This is a genomic window from Thermodesulfovibrio aggregans (assembly GCF_001514535.1).
Classification (GTDB): Bacteria; Nitrospirota; Thermodesulfovibrionia; order Thermodesulfovibrionales; family Thermodesulfovibrionaceae; genus Thermodesulfovibrio; species Thermodesulfovibrio aggregans.
Genome location: NZ_BCNO01000003.1, coordinates 198,443 through 221,376 on the forward strand (window position 1 = coordinate 198,443; position 22,934 = coordinate 221,376).

The 22,934-nt window shown below is 34.8% G+C and carries 23 protein-coding genes; 4 read left to right on the forward strand and 19 right to left on the reverse strand.

Annotated elements, in window-relative coordinates; all coding sequences use genetic code 11:
- Window position 1: 1 nt before the first annotated feature.
- The 8 genes from TAGGR_RS09630 to TAGGR_RS09665 form a co-directional block, all read right to left on the reverse strand.
- On the reverse strand, window positions 2-247 hold the full coding sequence (locus TAGGR_RS09630) for a hypothetical protein (RefSeq protein ID WP_161936219.1): 246 nt from the start codon (window positions 245-247) through the stop codon (window positions 2-4).
- A 22-nt stretch (window positions 248-269) separates the two neighbouring features.
- Window positions 270-1,649, reverse strand: a complete 1,380-nt coding sequence (locus TAGGR_RS09635; protein WP_161936220.1) for a diguanylate cyclase — start codon at window positions 1,647-1,649, stop codon at window positions 270-272.
- Window positions 1,650-1,748: 99 nt separating this feature from the next.
- The gene (locus TAGGR_RS09640; protein ID WP_059177154.1) at window positions 1,749-2,522 is read right to left on the reverse strand and encodes a TdeIII family type II restriction endonuclease; all 774 of its coding nucleotides are present in this window, start codon (window positions 2,520-2,522) and stop codon (window positions 1,749-1,751) included.
- A 1-nt stretch (window position 2,523) separates the two neighbouring features.
- The gene (locus TAGGR_RS09645) at window positions 2,524-4,122 is read right to left on the reverse strand and encodes a DNA methyltransferase (RefSeq protein ID WP_059177155.1); all 1,599 of its coding nucleotides are present in this window, start codon (window positions 4,120-4,122) and stop codon (window positions 2,524-2,526) included.
- 3 nt (window positions 4,123-4,125) lie between these two features.
- Window positions 4,126-5,847, reverse strand: a complete 1,722-nt coding sequence (locus tag TAGGR_RS09650; protein ID WP_059177156.1) for an NAD+ synthase — start codon at window positions 5,845-5,847, stop codon at window positions 4,126-4,128.
- On the reverse strand, window positions 5,844-6,404 hold the full coding sequence (locus TAGGR_RS09655; RefSeq protein ID WP_059177157.1) for a type I restriction enzyme HsdR N-terminal domain-containing protein: 561 nt from the start codon (window positions 6,402-6,404) through the stop codon (window positions 5,844-5,846). Before TAGGR_RS09655 ends, TAGGR_RS09650 begins: the two co-directional genes overlap by 4 nt.
- Window positions 6,385-6,837, reverse strand: coding sequence for a DUF86 domain-containing protein (locus tag TAGGR_RS09660; RefSeq protein WP_059177158.1), 453 nt, complete (start codon window positions 6,835-6,837; stop codon window positions 6,385-6,387). The genes TAGGR_RS09655 and TAGGR_RS09660 overlap by 20 nt, the downstream gene beginning before the upstream one ends.
- A complete protein-coding gene (locus TAGGR_RS09665) occupies window positions 6,834-7,232 on the reverse strand; it encodes a nucleotidyltransferase domain-containing protein (RefSeq protein ID WP_059177159.1) in 399 nt (132 codons plus the stop codon). The genes TAGGR_RS09660 and TAGGR_RS09665 overlap by 4 nt, the downstream gene beginning before the upstream one ends.
- Before the next feature lie 233 nt (window positions 7,233-7,465).
- Between TAGGR_RS09665 and TAGGR_RS09670 the strand changes: the two genes are divergently transcribed.
- From TAGGR_RS09670 to TAGGR_RS09680, 3 genes are read left to right on the forward strand one after another with little or no spacing between them, the layout of a single operon-like run.
- The gene (locus TAGGR_RS09670) at window positions 7,466-9,085 is read left to right on the forward strand and encodes a methyl-accepting chemotaxis protein (protein WP_059177160.1); all 1,620 of its coding nucleotides are present in this window, start codon (window positions 7,466-7,468) and stop codon (window positions 9,083-9,085) included.
- 9 nt (window positions 9,086-9,094) lie between these two features.
- The gene (locus tag TAGGR_RS09675; protein WP_059177161.1) at window positions 9,095-9,868 is read left to right on the forward strand and encodes a slipin family protein; all 774 of its coding nucleotides are present in this window, start codon (window positions 9,095-9,097) and stop codon (window positions 9,866-9,868) included.
- Complete coding sequence (locus TAGGR_RS09680) at window positions 9,855-10,571, forward strand: TVP38/TMEM64 family protein (RefSeq protein ID WP_059177162.1); 717 nt, start codon at window positions 9,855-9,857, stop codon at window positions 10,569-10,571. The genes TAGGR_RS09675 and TAGGR_RS09680 overlap by 14 nt, the downstream gene beginning before the upstream one ends.
- A 1-nt stretch (window position 10,572) precedes the next feature.
- Here TAGGR_RS09680 and TAGGR_RS09685 read toward each other — a convergent pair whose 3' ends face one another.
- The 10 genes from TAGGR_RS09685 to TAGGR_RS09730 all read right to left on the reverse strand — a co-directional run bounded on the left by TAGGR_RS09685 (window position 10,573) and on the right by TAGGR_RS09730 (window position 19,078).
- Window positions 10,573-11,550, reverse strand: coding sequence for a beta-ketoacyl-ACP synthase III (locus TAGGR_RS09685; protein WP_059177163.1), 978 nt, complete (start codon window positions 11,548-11,550; stop codon window positions 10,573-10,575).
- A complete protein-coding gene (plsX, locus tag TAGGR_RS09690) occupies window positions 11,510-12,547 on the reverse strand; it encodes a phosphate acyltransferase PlsX (protein ID WP_059177164.1) in 1,038 nt (345 codons plus the stop codon). Before plsX ends, TAGGR_RS09685 begins: the two co-directional genes overlap by 41 nt.
- Before the next feature lie 9 nt (window positions 12,548-12,556).
- Window positions 12,557-12,739, reverse strand: a complete 183-nt coding sequence (gene rpmF, locus TAGGR_RS09695) for a 50S ribosomal protein L32 (protein ID WP_059177165.1) — start codon at window positions 12,737-12,739, stop codon at window positions 12,557-12,559.
- Window positions 12,732-13,250, reverse strand: a complete 519-nt coding sequence (locus TAGGR_RS09700; protein WP_059177166.1) for a YceD family protein — start codon at window positions 13,248-13,250, stop codon at window positions 12,732-12,734. The genes rpmF and TAGGR_RS09700 overlap by 8 nt, the downstream gene beginning before the upstream one ends.
- A gap of 84 nt (window positions 13,251-13,334) precedes the next feature.
- Window positions 13,335-14,606, reverse strand: a complete 1,272-nt coding sequence (locus TAGGR_RS09705; RefSeq protein ID WP_082673655.1) for a S41 family peptidase — start codon at window positions 14,604-14,606, stop codon at window positions 13,335-13,337.
- Window positions 14,607-14,628: 22 nt separating this feature from the next.
- The gene (locus TAGGR_RS09710; RefSeq protein WP_161936221.1) at window positions 14,629-15,774 is read right to left on the reverse strand and encodes a murein hydrolase activator EnvC family protein; all 1,146 of its coding nucleotides are present in this window, start codon (window positions 15,772-15,774) and stop codon (window positions 14,629-14,631) included.
- Between the two features lie 5 nt (window positions 15,775-15,779).
- Window positions 15,780-16,643 carry a cell division protein FtsX gene (locus tag TAGGR_RS09715; protein WP_059177169.1) on the reverse strand — a complete coding sequence of 288 codons (864 nt, stop codon included), beginning with the start codon at window positions 16,641-16,643 and terminating at the stop codon, window positions 15,780-15,782.
- Window positions 16,640-17,287: a cell division ATP-binding protein FtsE gene (gene ftsE, locus TAGGR_RS09720; protein WP_059177170.1), complete on the reverse strand. Its 648-nt coding sequence runs from the start codon at window positions 17,285-17,287 to the stop codon at window positions 16,640-16,642. The genes TAGGR_RS09715 and ftsE overlap by 4 nt, the downstream gene beginning before the upstream one ends.
- Window positions 17,284-18,267: a transketolase family protein gene (locus TAGGR_RS09725; protein ID WP_082673656.1), complete on the reverse strand. Its 984-nt coding sequence runs from the start codon at window positions 18,265-18,267 to the stop codon at window positions 17,284-17,286. Before TAGGR_RS09725 ends, ftsE begins: the two co-directional genes overlap by 4 nt.
- The gene (locus tag TAGGR_RS09730) at window positions 18,254-19,078 is read right to left on the reverse strand and encodes a transketolase (RefSeq protein ID WP_059177171.1); all 825 of its coding nucleotides are present in this window, start codon (window positions 19,076-19,078) and stop codon (window positions 18,254-18,256) included. Before TAGGR_RS09730 ends, TAGGR_RS09725 begins: the two co-directional genes overlap by 14 nt.
- Window positions 19,079-19,159: 81 nt before the next feature.
- On the opposite strand from TAGGR_RS09730, the gene polA reads away from it, so the two are divergent.
- Window positions 19,160-21,664, forward strand: a complete 2,505-nt coding sequence (gene polA, locus TAGGR_RS09735) for a DNA polymerase I (protein WP_059177172.1) — start codon at window positions 19,160-19,162, stop codon at window positions 21,662-21,664.
- On the opposite strand, the gene TAGGR_RS09740 is transcribed toward polA, so the two are convergent.
- Entirely contained in the window at window positions 21,659-22,897 is a 1,239-nt protein-coding gene (locus TAGGR_RS09740) for a M16 family metallopeptidase (protein ID WP_161936222.1), read from the reverse strand. The genes polA and TAGGR_RS09740 overlap by 6 nt on opposite strands.
- Window positions 22,898-22,934: the final 37 nt, after the last annotated feature.

Sequence of the window (22,934 nt, forward strand, 5' to 3'; positions counted from 1 at the left end):
TCTATTCCTCTTTCAACAACTGTCTCAGACGCCTGTCAGCCTTGATAACATCATCAACACTTTCACCTGTAATGTCCCAGCTGTATTCACCCTTTTTATCCCTGTGAAGTTTTATTTTAACAGGTTTTTTTGGCTTTGCATACTGAAGCGTTTTATCTTTTGTGACCTGAACCTGTGTCTGAGCCATGGATTCATTAAAAGAGAATACTGTAAAAAGCATAATTGCAAGGGTTATGACAAACCTCATAAAATATTCCTCCAAAAACCTTTTAATTTTCTTCATATTTCTCTATTCTGTTTTTACCTCTATTCTTTGCATTATACAAAGCTAAATCTGAAAGTTTCAATAAATCATCGATGGTCATGTTTTTTCTGTATCCTATCAGTCCTCCGCTCAGAGTAGTTTTAACTGACTTTTCATCTTTCCTGATGTTTAATGATTCAAAACTCTGTCTTATCCTCTCTGAGACTATAAAAGCACTTTTCAAGTCCGTATTTGGAAATATTACAACAAACTCCTCTCCGCCAATTCTTGCAGGAAAATCTGATTTTCTGATGTTTTTCCTAATCGTATCAGCAAGTTCAAATAGAATCCTGTCACCGAAGGAATGTCCAAAGGTATCGTTTATTTGCTTAAAATTATCAATGTCAAGTAAAAGAAGAGATAGAGGCTCAGAATAACGCTCAGCTCTTTCAATTAAAAAACGAGAATACTCAATAAAAAACTTTCTATTAGGCAGATTTGTTAAAGGATCAAAGAAAATATGTTTTTCAATAAATTTTTTAAACTTAAGTACAACAACTGGAGTTAAAAAAATTGCAAGAAAAAGCTGAATGGTTGATACAATAAGAGCATCTCTTGATTTTTTTGTAAGTGTTTTCATCCTATCAAGTATTTCTGACTCAACCATATCATGAATTTGCTCCATCTTTTTAATTCTATCTGTAGCTATATTCCACCATTCTTCCACCGATAGTTCATGTTTTGGATTTTTTATAATCCTCTCTATTTCAGATGATAAATCTAAATCCTTTTTTAGTTTAAGATAACTATCTTTTACATTTTCAGAGGCCAGCAATAGAAATTTCTTTTCAATTAGATTTCTCGTATATTTAATTTCTTTGAGTTCCTCCAGTACTGTCTCTGTTGTAGTTCCTTTTGAGATTGAGAATGCTATAATTGCTCTCTCCTGTCCCATTTTTTCCTTCAACTCCTGAATGAGAATTAGACAGTAAAATCTATTGTAGATAACCAAGTCATTGATTGATTTAACAGTTTCATACTCATAGGAAATTATGTCTTCTATAAGATCAGTGTAAAAAGAATAGACTGCATCCTGTTTTATACTGAGAGATAAAACTCTTTTTCTTATGTTTTCTAATTCAGTAAGTTTTGGAAACTTCTGAAAAATGTCATATTTGAATTGTAGTTTTTTAATTAAATTTTCAGTATTTTGATACTGAATTTCCAATTCCTTTTTATCTTTTTCCTTCAAACTTCCAAGTAATATATGAGATTTTCCTCTTTCTTTCTGCAGTTCTTCAATTAGATGTAGTATGCCAGAGCTCAAGTCAAGGTTGTGAATAAATCTTTCCAGATCTCGATAGGAATTAAAATTTAAGTAGAACTTCTCTAATGAAAGGTGCAAAAGTCCTAAAAGGGGAAAAATGATAAGCAGTATTAAGCCATAGAGAACTTTCGACTTTATGGACTTATTCATCATAGGATTCAGTTAAATCTGTGTTATTTATCTAAACTTTGCAAAGTATGCATCTATTTCTGGTCTTAATTCTCTTCCCACTTTTTCAAAGCATTTTAAAATTAATTCATAGGCTCCCTTACCTCCAATAAAATCCCAGAATTCATCTGCAACCTTTAACTCATTATCTAAATCCAGCATTCCTTTAAGTGTCCATCTTTCATATGGTTTAGGCTCATAGGGATTATAGGGAATCGCAATATAAGTGTGAACTTCTTTGTCAGGATACTTTGATAGATAAATAGCAACCCATTCCAGCAATGTTCTTTTAAAATCTTTAAAATTACTTATATTGGGTTTTGCTGTTTTTATGTCAAATAGATAAGAAACACCGTTTTCGTCTTCCACGAATAAATCAACTTTTACTGTTTTTATCCTGTTAATCTTACCCTGTCTGCAAACTTTCCTTATTCTAGTAATTTCATCATTTTTATCTGGATTTTTTCCAATTGTAAGGTCATTCATAATGCGTTGAATTTCAATCTGTTCTGCTTCACTTATAGTATCGCCTGCTATGAACTGTCTCTTTGCCCTCGGGAAGTTCAATTTTGCCAATGTTTCTGCAACCGGCTCAAAAATTGAAGTGCCAAAAGTAGTATTTAAAGAGTGAATAAAAGAAAAAAGTGCCATTCTATCACGACCAAGCAGACGGTAATGAAAGGGCATATTTTTTGATTCTGGCTTGTATCTTCGAAATTTATTTCGCAGGCTTTGCTTAATTGTGTTTTCAATCTTTTTAATTTGCTCTTCTGTAAGATTCATATCACTTTTCTTTTAAGTGAAATATTGTTTCTATGTAAGGTGTTTCTCTATTTTTCTCTACTCTACATAAAACAGGACGTTTAAATTCATTAACTATCCTCATACCTGCAAGCTCAGCAATTTTAGGATAAAGGTTAAATTTATCATTAGCCACTAAAAAAATATCATAGTCATCTTGAAGATAGTTCTTGCAATTTTTAAGAACTTCTGCTATTCCGTTTACATAAGAATTTTTTGCCTCTTCATCCTGTCCTTTAAATAATGGTCCTATTTCTAATTCATCCATGCGTTTAAATCCAAATATTTCATATGCATAAGCGTGCTGCTCATGGTAATCAATAAGGCCTACATAAGGAGGGCTTGAAAATATCCCTTTTATTTTCTGCTTTGATAAAACTTTTGCAAACTCAGGATTTATTTTTTTCACCTCTTCATATATTTCAATTGTTCTGCTATCACCTGTTAAACATATTTGAAAAGTATCGGTTCTTAATTTATCAAACTCTTTAAGCCTTTTTAATGTATCCTTTGTGTAATATTCCCACCATTTTTTTATTGAAAAAAGTGGTTTACAGATTTTCCCGTGTTTTTTACAATAATATGTTGTAAATACAGGTTCCTTCAAAGTAGCTAAGTCAGCATGCGTTGTTGCTCTACAAGAACGAGCAGTTCTACTTAGTATAATAAATAAAACATTTTTAACATCGTTGTTTTTTATTGAATTAATTTCGCTTGCCAAAAAATCTATTTCTTGCCTCACAGGTTCTGAAAACCATTTATCCATAAAAGTCTCACTTTTATCTTGTTTTATTTTAATTTGATATTTTTCAAGTAATGCATTATAAATACTCAGAAATTCTTTTTCCTTTTTTTGGGCATATTCATCTTCATTTATTATTCCCTTTGAAATCTTCCTTTTGTAATCTGGTGAAGGGAAGTAAATATTATTGAATTTAGTTAACTCAAGCAACAATTCTTCCTCAAAAACAATGTATTTTTTATTTTTTCGAAACTCTTCAAATTTTAAGCTCAATTCATCAATTATTTCCTTTACTAAATTTAAGTTGTGCCTCATAACTTTTACATTTGAAATTAGAGAATTAAAATATGAAATATCTATTCCGATAGCATGTATTCCTAATTCATTGGCTTGAACTAATGTTGTACCACTTCCGCAAAAAGGGTCTAAAACTATATCACCCTTCTGAAAATATACTTTCTTTTTAAATTCATCTGTATGGGAATCAAGGAAATATTCAACAAGTTGTGGTATAAACTTACCTTTATAAGGATGTAAACGGTGAACATGCTTTGTTCTTTCTGATTCTTTATACTGAACAAATGAAAGATGCCAGTTTATATCTTCTCCAAACGCAGCCCATTTATATTTTTCATAGACAGAATCATAATAAGCTTTTAGTTCCTCAATTTTTACTAATGGATTACCATGATTGCCATATTTTTTTATTTTTCCATACTGAATCAAATAAGAGATATTTGAAATACTAATTTTTCGGTTTAAATATTGAGAAGCCCATAAACTTGCTTCTCTTAAACTAACAAGATTTTCCTTTTCTCCAAATAATTTTTTCTGCTGCATCCCCTACCCTCCAAATTTATTCGTGATAGGAAATCTCCAGTCTTTGCCGAGAGATACAGGAGATACTTTTATGCCTAAGGGTGCCTGTCTTCTTTTAAACTCTGCTCTTTTTACCATATTCAATACTTTTTTAACTGTTTCTCTGTCAAGCCCGTATTCAACGATTTCATCCTCTCCCATGCATTTTTCAATATTAAGATATAAAATTTTATCGAGCACCTCATAGGGTGGCAGAGTATCCTGATCTTTCTGCCCGGGCTTTAGCTCTGCTGAAGGTGGCTTTGTAAATACTCTTTCAGGGATTCTTCCAAGTGATGCCCATTTTGCAACTCTGTAAACCTGAGTTTTATAAACATCCTTAATTACTGCATATCCGCCTGCCATGTCACCATAAAGAGTTGCATAACCAACTGAAAGTTCTGATTTGTTTCCTGTGGTTATCACAAGCCATCCAAATTTATTTGAGAGTGCCATAAGAATATTTCCACGTATTCTGCTCTGAATGTTTTCTTCAGTAACATCCTGAGGCTGGTCTTTAAAAGTGTCTGCAAGCGACTTAAGATACTCATCAAATAGGTCATCTATTGAAATTTCAATCAATTCAATTCCGAGATTCTTTACAAGCTCATAAACATCTTCTCTGCTTTCCCTTGATGTATATCTTGAAGGCATAAAAACTCCTGTAACTCTATCCCTGCCTAATGCCTCTACTGCAATTAATGCCACAAAGGAAGAGTCAATTCCTCCACTTAAACCAAGACATACTCTTTTAAAGCCATTCTTGGTAACATAATCTCTCAATCCTGTGGTGAGAGCTTTGAAAATCTCCTCTTCTTCTGTCATTTCATGTATCTGGATGGATTTCCTGCCTGATTTTAACAGGCTTGGAATTGTTTTTTTCTTTCTTTTCAATGGAATTTTAATAACTTCTCTATCTTCAAAATCACCTTCCCATCTTATCTTTGGCTCACGAAGTCTTGTTCTTGTTACTTCTTCCATGTCAATCTCAGCAACTATAAAATCTTCCTCAAATGCTTTGCCTCTTACAAGAATCTCTCCAGATGGCGAGATAACAAGGCTTCTTCCATCAAAGACTGTTTCATCCTGTCCACCAACCATGTTTAAATAGCAAACATAAACTCCCATGTCATATGCTCGTGTTGTGAGCATTCTAGTTTTTCTCTGGTATTTTCCAGCATAAAAGGGGGATGCACTTATATTTATTATCAATTCTGCACCGGTTGCTGCCTGAATAAGACCTGGGAGAGAGGGATGAAAGATATCTTCACAGATGTTAACAGCAAAAAACACACCATCGTATTCATAAACTGGAGTTCTGCTTCCGGGCTTAAAATATCTCATCTCATCAAAAACACTGTAATTGGGAAGATAAATCTTATGATAAAAATCAATCACGCTCTGATTTGAAATGATAGCAGCAGAGTTATAAAGATCATCTTTCTTTACTGGCAAACCAACAACTAAAACAAAATCTTTCACCTTTTTTGCTATCTCATCTAATGCATCCTCTGCTTTTCTTATAAAGGCTGGATAAAAAAGCAGGTCTTCAGGATTGTATCCGGTCATAGCAAGCTCGGGAAATACGATAATCTCTGCTTGTTCAGCTACTGCTTTATCAATGTAAAAAAGGATCTTTTGAAGGTTTCCCTCAATATCTCCAACAACAGGATTTATCTGGCAGAGTGCTAACCTCAGGGTTCTCATATGTTACAGGTTGGACAGCATTTTATAGCATCAAAGGCATAAAGTATTCTTCTTTCCTTTGGAAGCTTTTCTTCGCTGTAGGGAATGAATTTTATTGATGGCAAAAGATTTAGCAATTCATCTTTGCTTGGTAGTTCCATTGTTTTTATAACCTGTCCTGTGAGCACATCTATCAATATTCCTTCCTGCCCATCAGTAACAATGGCAAAAGGAATCTGATAGGGCTCAACAACCCTGCAAAAGGCAAGCATAAATCTTTCCCATGACTCAATACTTGCTGGAGTGCATTTGATCGCATATATGACCTTCTCCTGTAGCTTGATAAGTATATCTACACTGGTTACAAACTTTTCTTTCGCAGAAACATTCACTTCATAGCCTCTGTTAAGCTCAATATTGTCTGAGGTATAGCCACGATCAATTAAATATTGAATCATTAATCTTTGGATGTATCCAATGCTTTGTGCAAAAAGTTCTTCCTGTTGCTTTATAATATCTCCAATAAGTTCCTTCCTTTCTTCTGGAGATCCAGGCGTTTTATTGAGTGGTATTTCCATCAAAACTTCCTCCTTTCAAAAAATTTTTTATTTCAACGCAGAAATCAGAGAGATCATTGTATCCTTTGGACAAATTTTTAAGAAAAGTGGCATCGTCAATTACCCAGTATCTATGGATAAGAGAGTTTCTGAAGTCAAAAAAAGGTTTAAGTTTTTTTATTAACTCGTTTGAAATTATACCTTTTTCATGTGCTTTTTTAACTGTATCAAGATATCCCTTTACTGCTATACCGTATTGTTTTGCAAGAAGATGCTGTAGGACATTTGCCATAGCCTCAGAAATTTCAATCACAAGATATTTTAATGCAAGGATATTTATTTCGTTTAAAGATTTTTCTTCTATATTTGTTTTTCCTAAAATGGCTTCAATTTTTCCTGTATTTTCAATTATTTCAAGTAGATATTTTTCAATCCTATTTAAATCCAGTTTCATGCAAAAACCTCTTTAAGGATGCCTTCTATTTCTCTTAATTGAAGCGATATCTTTTCTATTAAACTGGTTCTTAAGTGAGGATTTCTATCAAGCAGAAGAAAACCGTTAAATATCTCATAGAGAATCAGCAAAGAGTCTGCTCTGTCCGATTTAAGGCTGTAATTTATAAGAGTTATATCAAAAAAATCAGGATAAAGCCCAGTAGCTTCAGATAAAGCCATTTTCAAGTCTGATGTCACTTCAAATGGATTTTCCAGTGGTTCATTGCAGTATACGGCTATATCAATATCATTATAAATCTCAGATTTCATGAAAGAACCAAATAAATAGGCAAATATAATATGTTCATTTTCTGATAACACTTTTTTTATCTTATCAATAAGTTCTATTCTCATTATTCAATATTTTTAAACAATAGAGGCTAAAAAATCAAACAACTGAAATATTTGAAAGTATTGAAAGAGTTAACAAAACCTTACATCTCCTGTTATTGCGAGGAGCGTAAGCGATGAAGTAATCTCTCAGGAAGTAAAAGCGAGCTTCTCTGTCGGCAATTTTCAGAAAACTGAAAAAAGTTGAAAAATAAATGATATTGGTTTAAAATTAGAAATAAAAAAGGAGGTTGGCAGTGTTTAAAAACCTTACAATCGGTAAAAAACTTGCAGTGGGGTTCGGTGTTGTTATTTTTCTCTTAGTTTTATCAGGGGCTATAACCCTTTTACAGTTATACTCGATCAAAACCAATATTACAGACATTGACGAAAGAATTGACAAGTTGAACAATGCAGTCTCTGTAAGAAGAGCTATTATTGGAGTAATTGATGATGTAAAGGACATAATGCTTACTGAAGATTTAAAAACAAAACAGGAGCTTAAAAAAGCCATTGATGAAAACAGAGCCAGATATAAAGAAAAAATAGAGGCTATAAGAAAAACAACTCATACTAAAGAAGGAGAAGAGCTTTTAAAAAATATTGAAGATGCAGTAAAAGATGCAGCTCAGGCAAACAACAAAATAATTGAACTTGCAATGGCAGGTAAAAACAAAGAAGCAATAGAGCTCTTTAATCGTGAATTTTCACCAAAACTTGCTCGCCTTGAAAAAGCCCTGGATGATGAAGTAGTGTTTCATAATAAAAAACTTAATGCAAGAATTGCAGATATAAATTCAATTATGGCAAGAGAAATACTTGTCGTCATTATTCTCACAATTGCCTCTGTTTTAATAGGCACTGCTTTTGCCACATTCATCTCCCGCTCAGTTAAAAAACCTGTTACAGAACTCAAAGGAGTTCTTGAAAGGGTTGCACAGGGTGATTTGTCAGTTGACATAAAAGCACAGAGCAAAGACGAACTTGGCATGATTTCTCAATCAGTTCATGAAGCAATAGTTTCAATAAAGAAACTCATTGCAGAGTCAAAGACAATTGCAAGCTCTCTTGCATCATCCTCAGAACAGCTCTCTGCAACAACAGAGGAAATATCAAGAAATCTTAAATCACAGACAGAGCGTGCCAGCCAGATTGCCTCTGCTGCAGAGGAGATGAGTCAGACTGTTGTTGACATAGCAAAGAATGCATCAAACATTGCAGAAGTATCTGTCACAACCGCCAATGTGGCAAAAGAAGGAAGAGACATGACAATGAACACTGCCAATGAGATAAAAGTAATAGAGGGCGCAATAAACAAACTTTCAGAAGTGATAAATATACTTGGTGACCGTTCCCGTCAGATTGGCGAGATTGTAACAGTGATAAAAGACATTGCAGATCAGACAAATCTTTTGGCATTGAATGCTGCGATTGAGGCAGCTCGAGCAGGTGAACAGGGAAGAGGCTTTGCAGTTGTAGCTGATGAAGTACGTAAACTTGCAGAGAGAACAGCAAAGGCAACAGATGAGATAGCAGAGATGATAAGGGGAATACAGAGTGAAGTTGATGTGGCAGAGGGTTCTATGGAAGATGCAACAAAGAAGGTGGCAAGTGGGGTTGAGCTTAGCAACAAATCAGCTGAGATACTTGGGCAGATATTTAGCAAGGCACAGGAACTTCAGGGTATGATACAGCAAATTGCATCAGCAACAGAAGAGATGAGCTCAGTTACAGACCATATTACACAGGATATTGGAAGCATTGCAGAAGGTTCAAAAGAGATATCACTTGCCGTTGACCAGTCAGCCCAGACAGCAAGTGATATTGCAAGATTGGGTAGTGAGTTAAACACTGCCATTGGCAGATTTAAAGTTTAAGGAGGCTCTATGTTTTTTGAGACATCGCTTTTAACATTGATTGTAATTGTATTTTTAGCTGTTTACATTCTTAGCAGTGCTATTAAAATTCTCAAGGAATACGAGAGAGGTGTTGTTTTCAGGCTTGGAAGAGTAATTCCTGTAAAAGGTCCGGGACTTGTTCTCATCTGGCCAGTGATTGACAAGATGGTCAAAGTCAGTCTGAGAATTGTCACAATGGATGTTCCTGCTCAAGACATTATCACTAAGGATAATGTTTCTGTAAAAGTAAATGCAGTTGTATATTTTAGACCAATCGATCCAATTAAAGCTGTTACAGCAGTTGAAGACTTTTACTATGCTACAAGTCAGATTGCCCAGACCACACTTCGTAGCATTCTCGGTCAAAGCGAACTTCAGGATCTGCTTACAAATCGAGAGCAGATTAATGCAGAACTTCAAAGAGTAATTGATGCTCAAACAGAACCATGGGGAATTAAAGTAACAGCAGTTGAGGTTAAAAATGTTGACCTGCCACAGGAAATGCTAAGAGCAATGGCAAGGCAGGCTGAAGCTGAAAGAGAGCGAAGAGCAAAAATAATTCATGCAGAAGGTGAGCTTCAGGCAGCAGAAAAGCTCACAGAAGCAGCAAGAATTATTTCATCGGAGCCAGCAGCACTGCAACTTAGGTACCTACAAACATTAAAAGAGATTGCCTCTGAGAAAAATTCAACAATTCTTTTCCCATTACCAATAGATTTAATAACTCCATTTATGGAACTCCTATCCCGTGGTAAAAAATAAAATAACTTTTAAAGCACTGCTAAGGCTTTTTGCTTTGGCAGTGCTTATAGCTTTATCTGTATTTTTTGCTTATGAATTTGGAATTATTGAACTATTTCTCAATGAAGAAAAGCTTAAAAATTTTATCCACTCTCTCGGACCATTAGGATTTGTAGGTTTTATTTTATTACAGGCATTTCAGGTTGTGGCAGCTCCAATTCCCGGTGAAGTCACCGGATTACTCGGTGGATATTTATATGGAACATTCGGTGGAATAGTCCTGTCCACCATAGGGCTTACCCTTGGTTCAGTATTTGCCTTTATTCTCGGAAGGGTATTTGGAAAGCCCTTTGTTGAAAAAGTTGTTGACCCTTTAGTACTCAACAAGTTCGATTACCTACTGCATCATAAAGGTGCTTTTTTAGTATTTTTTCTTTTCCTCATTCCTGGATTTCCTAAAGATTACCTGAGTTACTTTTTAGGATTAAGCAGACTCAGTGTACTTGAATTTACGGTAATTGCAGGAGTTGGAAGACTTCTTGGAACAGTTCTTCTTTCTCTTGGTGGAGACTATCTGAGACATCATGAGTACGAAAAGTTTTTAAGCCTCGCAGGAATTGCAGCAGTTGTAATGTTGATAGTATGGCTATTTAAAGAAAAAATTGAACGCCTGCTCAGGCTATGGCATGTGAGCAAATATAGAAAAAACAAAAAGAAAAAATAAGCTACCACTTAATCAAAGCAGAACCCCATGTAAGCCCTGCTCCAAAAGCTGCAAGCATTATATAATCGCCCTTTTTAATTCTTCCCATCCTGTTAGCCTCATCTAAAGCAATTGGAATTGAAGCAGCTGATGTATTCCCATATTTGTCAATATTTACCATTACTTTTTCCATTGGAAGTTCAAGCCTTTTTGCCATTGCCTGAATAATTCTAATATTTGCCTGATGGGGAACCAAAAGAGCAAGCTCTGAAGAGGTTATACCGCCTTTTTTTAATGTTGTGTCAACTATCTCTTCAAGGGTTTTTACCGCAACCTTAAATGTTTCATTGCCTCTCATCTTTATAAAATTAAGCCGCTGCTTAATCACGTCTTCAGTAACAGGCATTTTTGAGCCACCTGCAGGCATGTGAATAAAATCCCACATAGTTCCATCTGAAAAAATGTCTATTATCTTAATCCCTTCGTCTTTCTTTGTCGGCTCAACTACAACCGCACCTGCTCCATCAGCAAGAAGAACACAGGTGGTTCTGTCAGTCCAGTCTGTGAATCTTGAGAGAGTCTCAGCACCTATTACAAGAGCTCTTTTTGATGCACCTGTTTTTATGAATTTTTCTGCTACAGCAAGAGCATAAATAAATCCGGTACATGCACCATTTATGTCAAAGGCTACTGCATTGGTTGCTCCAAGTTTCATCTGAAGAATACAGGCAGAGGATGGAACAAGCATGTCAGGTGTAACTGTTGCAACGATTATTAAATCTATATCTTTTGCAGTTAAGTTTGCACTTTGCAAAGCTCTAACAGAAGCTTCATAGGCAAGATCACTCGTTGCCTGCTCTGGAGAGGCTATTCTTCTTTGTTTTATTCCTGTTCTTTCGGTTATCCATTCATCTGATGTTTCAACCATTTTTTCAAGGTCATGGTTTGTTAAAACTTTTTCAGGAACATAAGAGCCCGTTGATACTATTCTGGCTTTCATTCATCTCCTCCGTATTTTGTAAGCTTTCTGAGATTCTTCTATAGATTTCTTTTTTTGCCATTTCTGCGGCAACTTTTATTGCATTTTTTATTGCCTTTGCTGAAGACCTTCCATGACATATTATGCTTGTGCCATTAATCCCAAGCAATAAAGCACCACCGTATTCTGAATAGTCAACCTTCTTTCGAAAACTTTTTATCGCTGGCTTTATCATTATATAGCCAAGTCTTCCAGTTATTACATCTGCAATCTCTCTCTTAAGCATCTTCATCAACGCTTCTGCAAGTCCTTCTCCTACTTTAAGAACAATGTTGCCAACAAAGCCATCACATACAACCACATCGGCTGAACCAAAAAATATGTCTTTCCCTTCAATATTTCCTATAAAGTTGAGGTTTGAATCCTTTAGAATTCTGAATGCTTCCTTTGTTGCTTCATTTCCTTTTGTTCCTTCCTCACCAATACTGAGAAGTGCTACTCTCGGGTTGGAAGAATTAAAAAGTGCTTTATGATATGCATCTCCCATGTAGGCAAACTGAACCAGATGTTCTGCTTTGCAGTCCACATTTGCACCTGCATCAAGAAGAATAAAATGACCTTTTAAACAGGGCATCACTGTGGCAATAGCTGGTCTGTCAACATTCGGCAGTTTACCTAATAAGAGAAAACTCAGAGCCATCATTGCACCAGAATTACCAGCGCTTAAGACAGCATTGGCTTTGCCTTCTTTTACAAGTTCTATGGCTTTTCTCATGGATGTATTTTTTCTTCTGATGGCAGTGGAGACATTTTCATCCATGAGAATCTGGTCTTCGGCATTTAAAACAGAGACTTTACCTTTAAAATCCTTTTTTTCCTTTAAAAATTCATTTATTTTTTTCTCATCACCAACAAGTATTACTTCAATTTCACTGTCTGAGACTGCTTCTATGGCCCCAAGAATATTGACTTCGGGAGCAAAATCACCTCCCATTGCATCTAAAGCAATTTTGAGCATTTTTTTAAATTACTCTTCTACCTCTAAAAATTTTCTACCTTTGTAGGTTCCACAATTTGGACATACCCTGTGAGGAAGCTTTGGCTCCTTGCATTCAGGGCATTCAACAAATGTAGGTGTAGCCACTTTAAACCAGTTAGCTCTTCTTTTGTCCCTTCTTGAAGGGGTATGACGATGTCTTGGATTAGCCATTTTTCCTCATCCTCCTTAAAAGTTTTTGTAATACTGCCATTCTTGGATCTATTTCTTTAACTTCGCATCGGCATTCAAACTCATTCAAGTCTGTTCCACAAACTGGGCATAAGCCCTTACAGGTTTCCGAGCATAAAGGTTTCATTGGGATATTTAGTAAAATTTGATCTCTAATTATATCGTCCGTATCAATCAATCCTTCTCTGTAGAAATCCACATCCATCTCGTCCTTTTTCAGCTCTATAAGTTCTTCCCTATTAAGCTCTTCTAATGGATGATAACTCACCTCTACTAAAGTTTTTATTGGATGTGTATATTCCTTAAGACATCTACTACACTGAAGTTCAACTTCTCCGCTGACAATACCTTTTATAAAAACTTCAGCACCTTTTTTTTCTATTCTTAAAATAGCTTTAAAAGATTTATTGATTTTAACTCCTTCTATCTTTGGAGTTTCTTCAAGTTCAATATCAAGTCCTTCTTCGGGTATATCAAAGACCTCAATTTTCATTACAAAGACCTCAAAAAATAAAATTCTCCCGCTTTCACGGGAGTCAAGAATATTTTAACAGAAATTGGAGATTTATTTACAGTATTAAGCTGCTTTTTTGAGTTTTTCCATTATTTTCCAGCTTTTCAAAATATCAATTGCTCTCTGAAGTTGAGTATCATCTTTCTCATCCACTTCCTGTGGAGCCTTTTCCTGAGGTTCAATTTTGTCTCCCTTAAGATGCTGTTCAAGTTCTTTTTCTCTTATGATAGGAACTTCTTTCCCATTTTTGGTTTCAAGTTTTACAACTATGTCTGGCATTATTCCAACTGCATGAATGCTTCTTCCTTTTGGTGTATAGTATTTTGCTGTTGTTAGTTTCAAAGCAGAACCATCACTTAAAGGAATTAGACTCTGGACAGAACCTTTTCCAAAGGTTTGAATGCCAAGAACAAGAGCTCTTCCCCAATCCTGTAAAGCTCCCGCCACAATTTCTGATGCAGAAGCAGAGCCCTGATTTACAAGAACAATCATGGGAATATCTGTGTAAGAGGGCCTCAAATTCTCAGTGTAATATTCTATTTTTTCTCCAGTTCTTCCTTTAATTGAGACAACAAGATGTTTTGGAGGTAAAAACTGCTCTGAAACATCAACTGCACTCTGAAGAAGTCCTCCAGGATTGTTTCTAAGATCAAGTATCAAACTTTGCATTCCTGATTCTTTGAGATTTTTTAAAGCATTTGCCAAATCCTGTGCTGTGGTTTCTTGAAATTGAGTAAGCTTTATGTAACCAATTTCTTTATCAATCATTTTGTATTTAACACTTTTAATTTTAATGATATCTCTCACAATTGTAATGTCTTTTGGCTCTTTCCATTCATCTCTCTGAATTGTAAGTGTAACAGGTTTTCCTTTTGGTCCACGCATTTTTGATACAGCATCATTTATGTTCATGTCTTTTGTCGGTTTTCCATCAATTTTAATTATCTTATCTCCCGCTTTAATTCCTGCCTTCCATGCTGGAGTATCTTCAATAGGAGCAATTACTGTTAAAACACCTTCTTTTATTCCAATTTGAATTCCTATCCCTCCAAACTCTCCTTTAGTCTCGGTTTGAAATTCTTTATAAGCTTCTGGAGTTAAATATGCAGAATGGGGATCCAGAGAATTAACCATTCCTTTAATTGCTGAAATTATAAGCTCATGAGGATTAACATCTTCAACATAGTTTTTCTTTATTGTAGTAAACACCTCTGTAAATGTTCGTAAATCTTCATAGATACTGTCTGTATTTTGAGCTGCTGACCATCTCCCTATTATTATTCCACTTATAGCAATAACTAAGACTAACACAAACAAAGTTACTCTTTTCTTCATTACTTTATTTATTCCTCCTTTTTTATTTTCTTAACCACTGTTCTGGATTAAGTGGTTTACCTCTATATCTAATCTCAAAATAAACTGCCGGTGTATCTATGGCTGAAGCAGTTCCAACAGTGCCAATCATCTGTCCTGCTTTTACATAAGCACCTTCTTTGACACTCATAGAACCAAGATTTCCATATACTGTGTAGTAACCATCTCCATGACTTATTATAACAAGGTTTTCATATCCTTTAAAATAGTTAGCATAAACAACTTTTCCTTCAGCAGATGCTTTAACTGCAGTACCAGGCTGTGCCTGAATATAGATTCCGCTTCTCATAATTGGAACATTGAAAACAGGATCTTTTTGACTGCCATAATGTGCAATCACAGGACCGCTTACAGGCCATAGAAGAGTTCCTCTTTTTTTTGTAAAATCACCTTCTGGCAAAGACTCTGTTTTTCCTGTTCTTTTTTCTTTTCTCTCAGTTTCCTGAAGAAGTCTTGTAAGCCTTCTTGCATTCTCTTCAAGTTCCTTAATCTTTTTCTCATAAAGAGCTTTATCCTGTCTTACTTTGGCAAGTAAAATTTCCCTTTCTCTTTTCTTCTGTTTTTGAGCTTCTTCTGCTTTTTTTAGAGCTTCCTCTTCCTGTTTTAGTGAAGCGTATAGTTTTTTAAGCTCTGTCTGTTGAATAACTAAATTATCAAGTTCTGCCTTATATTGATGAATAAGGTTTCTGTCAATATTAATAATTTTTTGAGTATTTCTTATCAGACGAAATGCCTTTGTTGTGTCTTCTTCCATCAGTATTATCAAATCTGCATCAGGTTGATGACTCAGTCTCTGAATTCCTTTTATTTTAGTTATGAGATTTTTCTTTCTTTCTTCAAGTTGAAAACTATAACTTTTAATTCCCTTCTCTGTCTCTGCAATTTTTATCTGTAAATTTTTTATTTTTGCACGATGGTTTCTTATTTTTAAATCTATCTCATTAAGCTCTTTAGAAACTTTCTTTAACTCTTCAATAACATTATGCTCAATTTTCTCTGTTTCTTTAAGCTTTTTTTTATGAATCTCTATCTGTTTTTTTATCTCTTTTAACTCTTGCTTTGGCTGAGCTGCAAAACTAAAGGCAGCTGTCAGGATGAAAAAAATTATGAAAATATAAAAAATCTTCATGTTCTTCATTGATACTTTATTCTGCCAAGAGCAAAAAATGAAGAAAATATCCCAAAAGCTATACCAAAAAATGGCAAGATATACAGAAATTCAATTGGGAAAACAATCTGTGTAACTGCTGGTAAATACTCCAAAATCTCCCTTGAATGTAAGGAAAGATATAATAAAATCATTAATAATCCAGCAAAAATACTTCCTCCTAACCCCAAAATACCTCCTTCAATTAAAAATGGAAATCTTATATATGAAGGAGTTGCACCAAGAAGTTTAAGAATCTCTATTTCCTCAGTTTTTTTCCAGTAAAAACTCTTTACAGTTACATAAATTATGAATAAAATCGCAATTGAAATAAAGAAAGCAGCACCAAAGGCAAGATTGAGAAAGGTCACTCTTATCTTTTTTAAACCAGCTATGATTTTAGCAGGATAATAAACATCGTCAACTGTGGAAATTTCCTTTATCTTATTCGTTACATTATCAATGTTCTGCAGGTTTTCATCTTTTATAAAAGCTTCTACAGTGTCAGACAGAGGATTGTATCCAATTAGTTCTATCAGGGCAGGATCAATAATATTCCTCATTTCCTTTAATGCTTCATCTTTTGAAATATATACAATCTTGGAAAAAACTCCCATTTTCTTCAATTCAGACATCATTGAAGAAATTTCAGCCTTAGTTGCGTTGTCTTTAAGATATATCACTATTGCAGCTTTTTCAGTAAGTTTTTTAGTGAATATTTCAAGATTGTAAAGCAAAACAAATACTCCCAAAAGTATAAAAAAGCATATACCAATACTAACTATTGCTAATAAAGTTGACCATTTGTTAAACCACAATCCCTTGATTGCCGATTGAATATGTGTCTTCATTGAATTTTTCCCTCTTTTAGAGTTAAAACCCTGTAAGGAGAATTTTTAAAGAGTTCTGAGTTATGTGTAGCAATAACAATAGTGCAACCCTTACTATTTATCCTCTTAAATAGATTCATTATATCCTGTGATGATTCGGGATCAAGATTTCCGGTTGGTTCATCGGCAAGAATAATCTGTGGTTGTGTAATAATTGCCCTTGCTATGGCAATCTTCTGCTGTTCTCCACCAGAGAGAGTCTTAACAATGCTGTCTGCTTTGTGCCTTAAGGCTACATCCTTCAAAGTATCAAAAACCTTTATTTTAATATCTCTTTCTCTTTCTCCAACAACTCTCAAAGGAAGGGCTACATTGTCAAAAACTGTTAAATCCTGTCTTAATCTGAAATCCTGAAAAACAAAGGTAACAACTCTTCTTAGTCTTGGTATCTCTTTTTGTTTTATACGAGAAAGTTCAAAATCTGCTACTTTTATTTCACCTTCATCTGGAAATTCACTACCAAAGATCAGTTTAAGAAGGGTTGTTTTACCTGCTCCGGAATGACCTGTTATGAATACAAGTTCTCCTTTGTCTACGTGAAATGAAACATTCTGTAAGACAGCAATGCCACTGTAGTATTTATAAACTCCTTGAAAAGTTATCATTTTCTAAAAAAATCTCTAACTGTTTGAACAATTTGCTCTGCCGTAAGTCCATAGAAATTTAGTAACTCTTTCGATGAGCCAGAACATCCAAAGGTATCCCTTACTCCAATTCTTCTTAAGGCTACAGGATTATTTTCAGATATAAACTCGGCAACAGCTGAGCCAAGTCCTCCAATTATTGAATGTTCCTCTGCAGTTACAATTAACTTTGAAGATTTTGCAATGTTAAGCAATGCTTCTTCATCAAGAGGTTTTACAGAAGAGAAATTTGCCACACCTGTATCAATCCCTTCTTTATTCAGTATTTCTGAAGCTTTCAGAGCTTCTGCAACCATTATTCCATTGGCTATTATATTTACATCTTTTCCAACTCTGAATATATAAGATTTTCCAATCTGAAACTTATAGTTTTCAGGCATTACTGAAGGAACCTTTGCTCTTCCAAGCCTTACATAAACAGGTCCATGGTATTCTGCTACAGTAGCTATAGCTTGAGCAGTTTCATAGGCATCGGCAGGAACAATAACAGTCATTCCTGGAATAACCCTCATCAGTGCAACATCTTCAAGTGCCTGATGAGTCGCACCATCCTCTCCTACTGTTATTCCGCCATGGGTTGCAACAATTTTTACATTTGCATTTGAGTAACATACAGTCTGCCTGATCTGTTCCCATGCTCTTCCTGTAGCGAAAATTGCAAAGGTAGAGGCAAAAGGAATCTTTCCTGTAAGAGCAAGTCCAGCAGCCACACCAATCATATCCTGTTCAGAAACTCCCATATTGAAAAATCTATCAGGAAAGGTTTTTGCAAACTTGGCAGTTTTTGTTGAACAACTCAAGTCAGCATCAAGAACAACTATGTCTGGATTTTTCTTACCCAGCTCAACAAGTATAATTCCATAGGCATCTCTTGTTGCCATTTCCTTTCCATAAAACTGAGAAATATCCTCTAACAGACAGGTGCATTCAGTTTTGCCCATCTTTTAACTCCTTTAAAGCAATTTCAAGCTCCTCAAGGGTTGGAGCTACTCCATGGTATTGAACTTTTCCTTCAAATATTGATACTCCCTTACCTTTGACAGTATTTGCCAGAATCATTGTAGGTTTACCTTTTATTTTTTCTGCTTCATCAAGAGCATTAACAATTTCCTGCATATTGTGACCATCAATTGTAAATACATTCCAGCCAAAGGCAATGAACTTTGCTTCTATAGGTTTTATATTCATTACTTCTGTGCATGCTCCGTCAATCTGAAGATTATTATGATCAATGATTGCACAGAGATTATCCAATTTATAGTGAGAGGCTGTCATAGCAGCTTCCCATACCTGACCTTCCTGAATCTCTCCATCTCCTAAAAGGCAGTAAACTCTTGCTGGTGAACTCTCAAGCTTTAGACCAATAGCCATTCCACAGGCAACAGAAAGTCCCTGACCTAATGAGCCTGTTGAAACTTCAACGCCTGGTAATTCTTTACAACATGGATGTCCCTGAAGAGGAGAGCCAAGCTTTCGCAAACTTCCAAGTAGAGATTTATCAAAATATCCTGAAAGAGCAAGTGCTGCATAAAGAACAGGTGCTGCATGCCCCTTTGAAAGAACAAATCTGTCACGGTCCTTCCATTGAGGATTTTTTGGATCATGCTTCATCTTATAAAAATAAAGAGCAGCTACAATATCTGCTGCAGAGAGGCTCCCTCCTGTATGTCCTGAGCCTGCCTTAGCAAGCATTTTGACAATCTCAATTCTTAATTGTCTTGCTTTGTCTTCTAAAGATTCTATATTTACCACTCCCTCACCTCAGTTTTTTAATCAATTTTAATTATAAATCAAAATCACAAAAAAAGACACCTTCTATGGTATCCTAAAAATATGCATGAAATTTATCTGATTGATGGAAGCTGTTTTGTCTACAGAGCATATCATGCAATAAAGGGATTGTCTACATCCAGTGGGATACCAACAAATGCTGTATATGGCTTTACAAGGATGCTCCTTAAACTTCTTAAAGAGAAAAATATCAAATACCTGCTATGTGCTTTTGATAGCCCCCATCCAACAAAAAGGCATAAAATTTATGAAGACTACAAAATAACACGACCTGAGACCCCTAAAGATTTGCCAGTTCAGCTTGAATACATAAAACAGATTGTTGATGCCTTTGGCATTAAAAGAGTGGAGATTCCAGGATATGAAGCAGACGATATAATAGCCTCTGTTATTTTCAAGCTTCAGCCTGATGTTTGTGGTACGGAGAGCACATTTTTTTACATTGTTAGCCTTGACAAAGATATGTTACAGCTTGTCTGTGACAATATCAAGATTTATGATCCTTTCAATGAAATAATAATTGACAGAAACTTTGTTATAAAAAAATATGGAATTCCTCCTGAGATGCTTAATGATTTTATGGCTATTGTTGGTGATTCTATTGACAACATCCCTGGAGTAAAAGGCATTGGAGAAAAAACAGCTGTACAGCTTTTAAAAAGATACGGTTCTTTGGAAAATATTCTCAAAAATCTTGATATCATAAAACCTTCAAAGGTAGCACAACTTTTAGCAAAAAGCGTAGAAATGGTCAAGCTCAGTAAAGAACTTGTAATGTTAAAAAAAGATGCTCCGATTGAGATAAAGATTGAGGATCTAAAGATAAAAGAGCAAGATAAAGAAAAAGTCTTTGAGATTTTTCGTGAACTCGAATTCCATAGCCTCCTAAAACAGTTGATGCAGATGTATTCAACAGCTGAGGTAAAAAATTCAGAGAACAAAAAATTTGATATTAGGATATTGTTTGAAAAAATAAAAGAAAAAGAAATCTTTTCAGCTTCAATTCATGATAAAACTGTCAAAGTTGGAATAAATGGAGAAGTCTATGAAATTCCTCTTGATAACTCGGAAATAATTCTTTCTTCTACAGCATTAAAGATTTTGTTTAATGTAAAAGAATTTTTGAGAGTTTGTAAAAATTCAGGCTTGCGGTTAAAGCCTCCCTATTTTGATATCATGATTGCAGCATATCTTGTAAATCCAAATAAAGGCAAATACAATTTTGATGAAGTTGTTCTTGAACACCTCGGAAAGTTTTACGATGGCTCTGAAAGTCCAGTTAATTACATGCTTGAACTTTATGAAAAATTGAGTAAAGTTTTAAAAGAAAAAGAGCTTGAAAGACTATTCTTTGATATTGAGATGCCTCTCATTGAGGTTCTTTTTGATATGGAAGAAACAGGGATAAAGGTTGATATTGAGAAACTTGAAAATCTCACCAAATATGTATCTTCAGAAATTGATAGAATTAGAGAAAAAATTTACAGAATTGCAGGAACAGAATTCAATATTAACTCACCAAAACAACTTGCCCAAGTTTTATATGACAAACTCGGACTTAAAACCAGAAAAAGAGGTAAAAAAGCTCGTTCAACAGAAATGGAAGTGCTTGAAGAACTGTCCATACAACATGAACTTCCCGGAGAAGTAATCAATTATAGGAGCTTGAATAAGCTTCTGACAGGTTATCTGATTCCTCTCAAAGATTACATAAAACCTGAAACTAAAAGAATCCATACAAAATGGTCTCAGACCGTTGCAGGTACAGGAAGAATTGTAAGCAGTGAACCCAATCTTCAGAATATTCCTGTAAAAGGTCAATGGGCAGAACTACTGAGGGAGGTTTTTATTCCTGAAGATGGATTTTTATTCCTGAGTGCAGATTATTCTCAAATTGAGTTAAGACTTCTTGCTCACATGAGTGAAGATGATTCTTTAATCAAAGCATTTAATGAAGGAAAAGATATTCACACTGCCACAGCATCTGAGATTTTTTCAATACCTGAGGATGCTGTTACAGATGAACATAGAAGAGTAGCAAAAACTGTAAATTTTGGAATTTCCTATGGAATAAGCCCATTCGGACTTTCAGAGTCAATCAGAATTCCCTATGAGAAAGCAGAAGAATTGATTGAACTGTACTTTTTAAGATATCCAGGTGTTAGAAAATTTATTGAAGAGACAATTCATTTTGCAAAAAATAATGGTTTTGTAAGGACATTATTTGGAAGAATCCGTCCTATCCCTGAGATTAACAGCCCGAATCAGTTTTTGAGAATGCAGGCAGAAAGAATGGCAGTTAATGCACCAATTCAGGGAACAGCAGCAGATATAATAAAAATCGCCATGATAAGAATTCATAATAAGCTTAAAGGTGAAAACCTTGATGCAAAAATCATTCTTCAGATTCATGATGAAATAGTACTTGAAGTGAAAGAAAATATTATTGAAAAGGTAAAGGAAATTGTTGAAAGGGAAATGAAAAATTTTGAACTTAAAGTACCCCTTGAAGTTAATATCTTTACAGGTAGAAATCTGAATTTATAAATCTTTCCCTACCACTACTACAATATACCCATCTGTATTAAGAATTCTTTGTGCTACTCTCTTGATATCTTGCTTTGTAACTTTCTCAATATATTCAGGATATTTTGCTATATAATCATCCCCAAGACCGTAAAAATCCATAACTGGCAGGAACTCGCTTATTTTTTTCATTGTGTCAATCCTTAATGGAAAACTGCCAACAAGAAATGCCTTTGCATCTTTCAGTTCTTCATCGCTCACTTCAGAGTTCTTCATCTTTTTTATCTCTTCAATAATTAAATTTATTACATATTGAGTATTTTCGTTTTTTGTTTTCACCTCTACATAAAAAGCCCCTGGCATAAGATATGGTAAAAAGGTGCTATATATTGAGTAGGCAAGACCCCGTTCTTCTCTGACTTGTCTTGCAAGTCTTGAAGTAAGACCGCCACCACCAAGTATATAGTTCATTACACTAACCGCATAAAAGTCTGGATCCTGTCTTGAAATTCCCTCAAAACCAAGAATTATTGTTGATTGAGTCAAATCCTCTCTTTTTATAAAAATTTTTAGAGGTTGCTGTCTTTTTTTGAACAAAGGCGGATTTAAATTGCGACTGTATTGAACAGCCTGCCACTGTTCGATAGGGTTTTCAATAAGCTCTTTTAATTCTTTTTCCTCTAAACTACCAACAACTGAGAAAATCATTCTCTGAGGATTATAAAACTTTTTATAAAAATCCACTATATCCTGCCTTGTAATGTTTTTAAGCTCTTCAGGCTCACCTTCAACAGCTCTTCCATATGGATGCTTATCAAAAAGCTGTTTAATAAAGTTTTTATAAGCTATGTAAGAAGGGTCTTCTTCCATCTGCCTTAATGATTTTTCAACTCTTATCAGTTCTTTTTTTAGTTCTTCTTCAGGAAATGTTGGATTTAGGAGTATATCAAAGAATAGGTTTAAAGCTTCTTTCAGATGTCTCTTTGTTGTTGCAAGGGTAAGCATTGTATAGTCGTGGGTGATTTTTTTATCAATGGATATTGCAAAGAAGTCAATCTCATCTTCAATCTCGGTGACAGTTCGTGTTTTTGTCCCGTGAGTAAGCAAATGTGCTGTAAGATAAGCAACTGAAGGTTTTATCTCATCAAGAGGAGAGGCTGGAATTAAAACAGATAAATAAACAATGGGAATGCTATCACGATATAGATATTTAATTTTTGCTCCATTTTTAAGTGTAAAAGTTTTGAAATCCATGTTTGCAGCTCCTGCTACGGAATTAAAAAATAAGAAC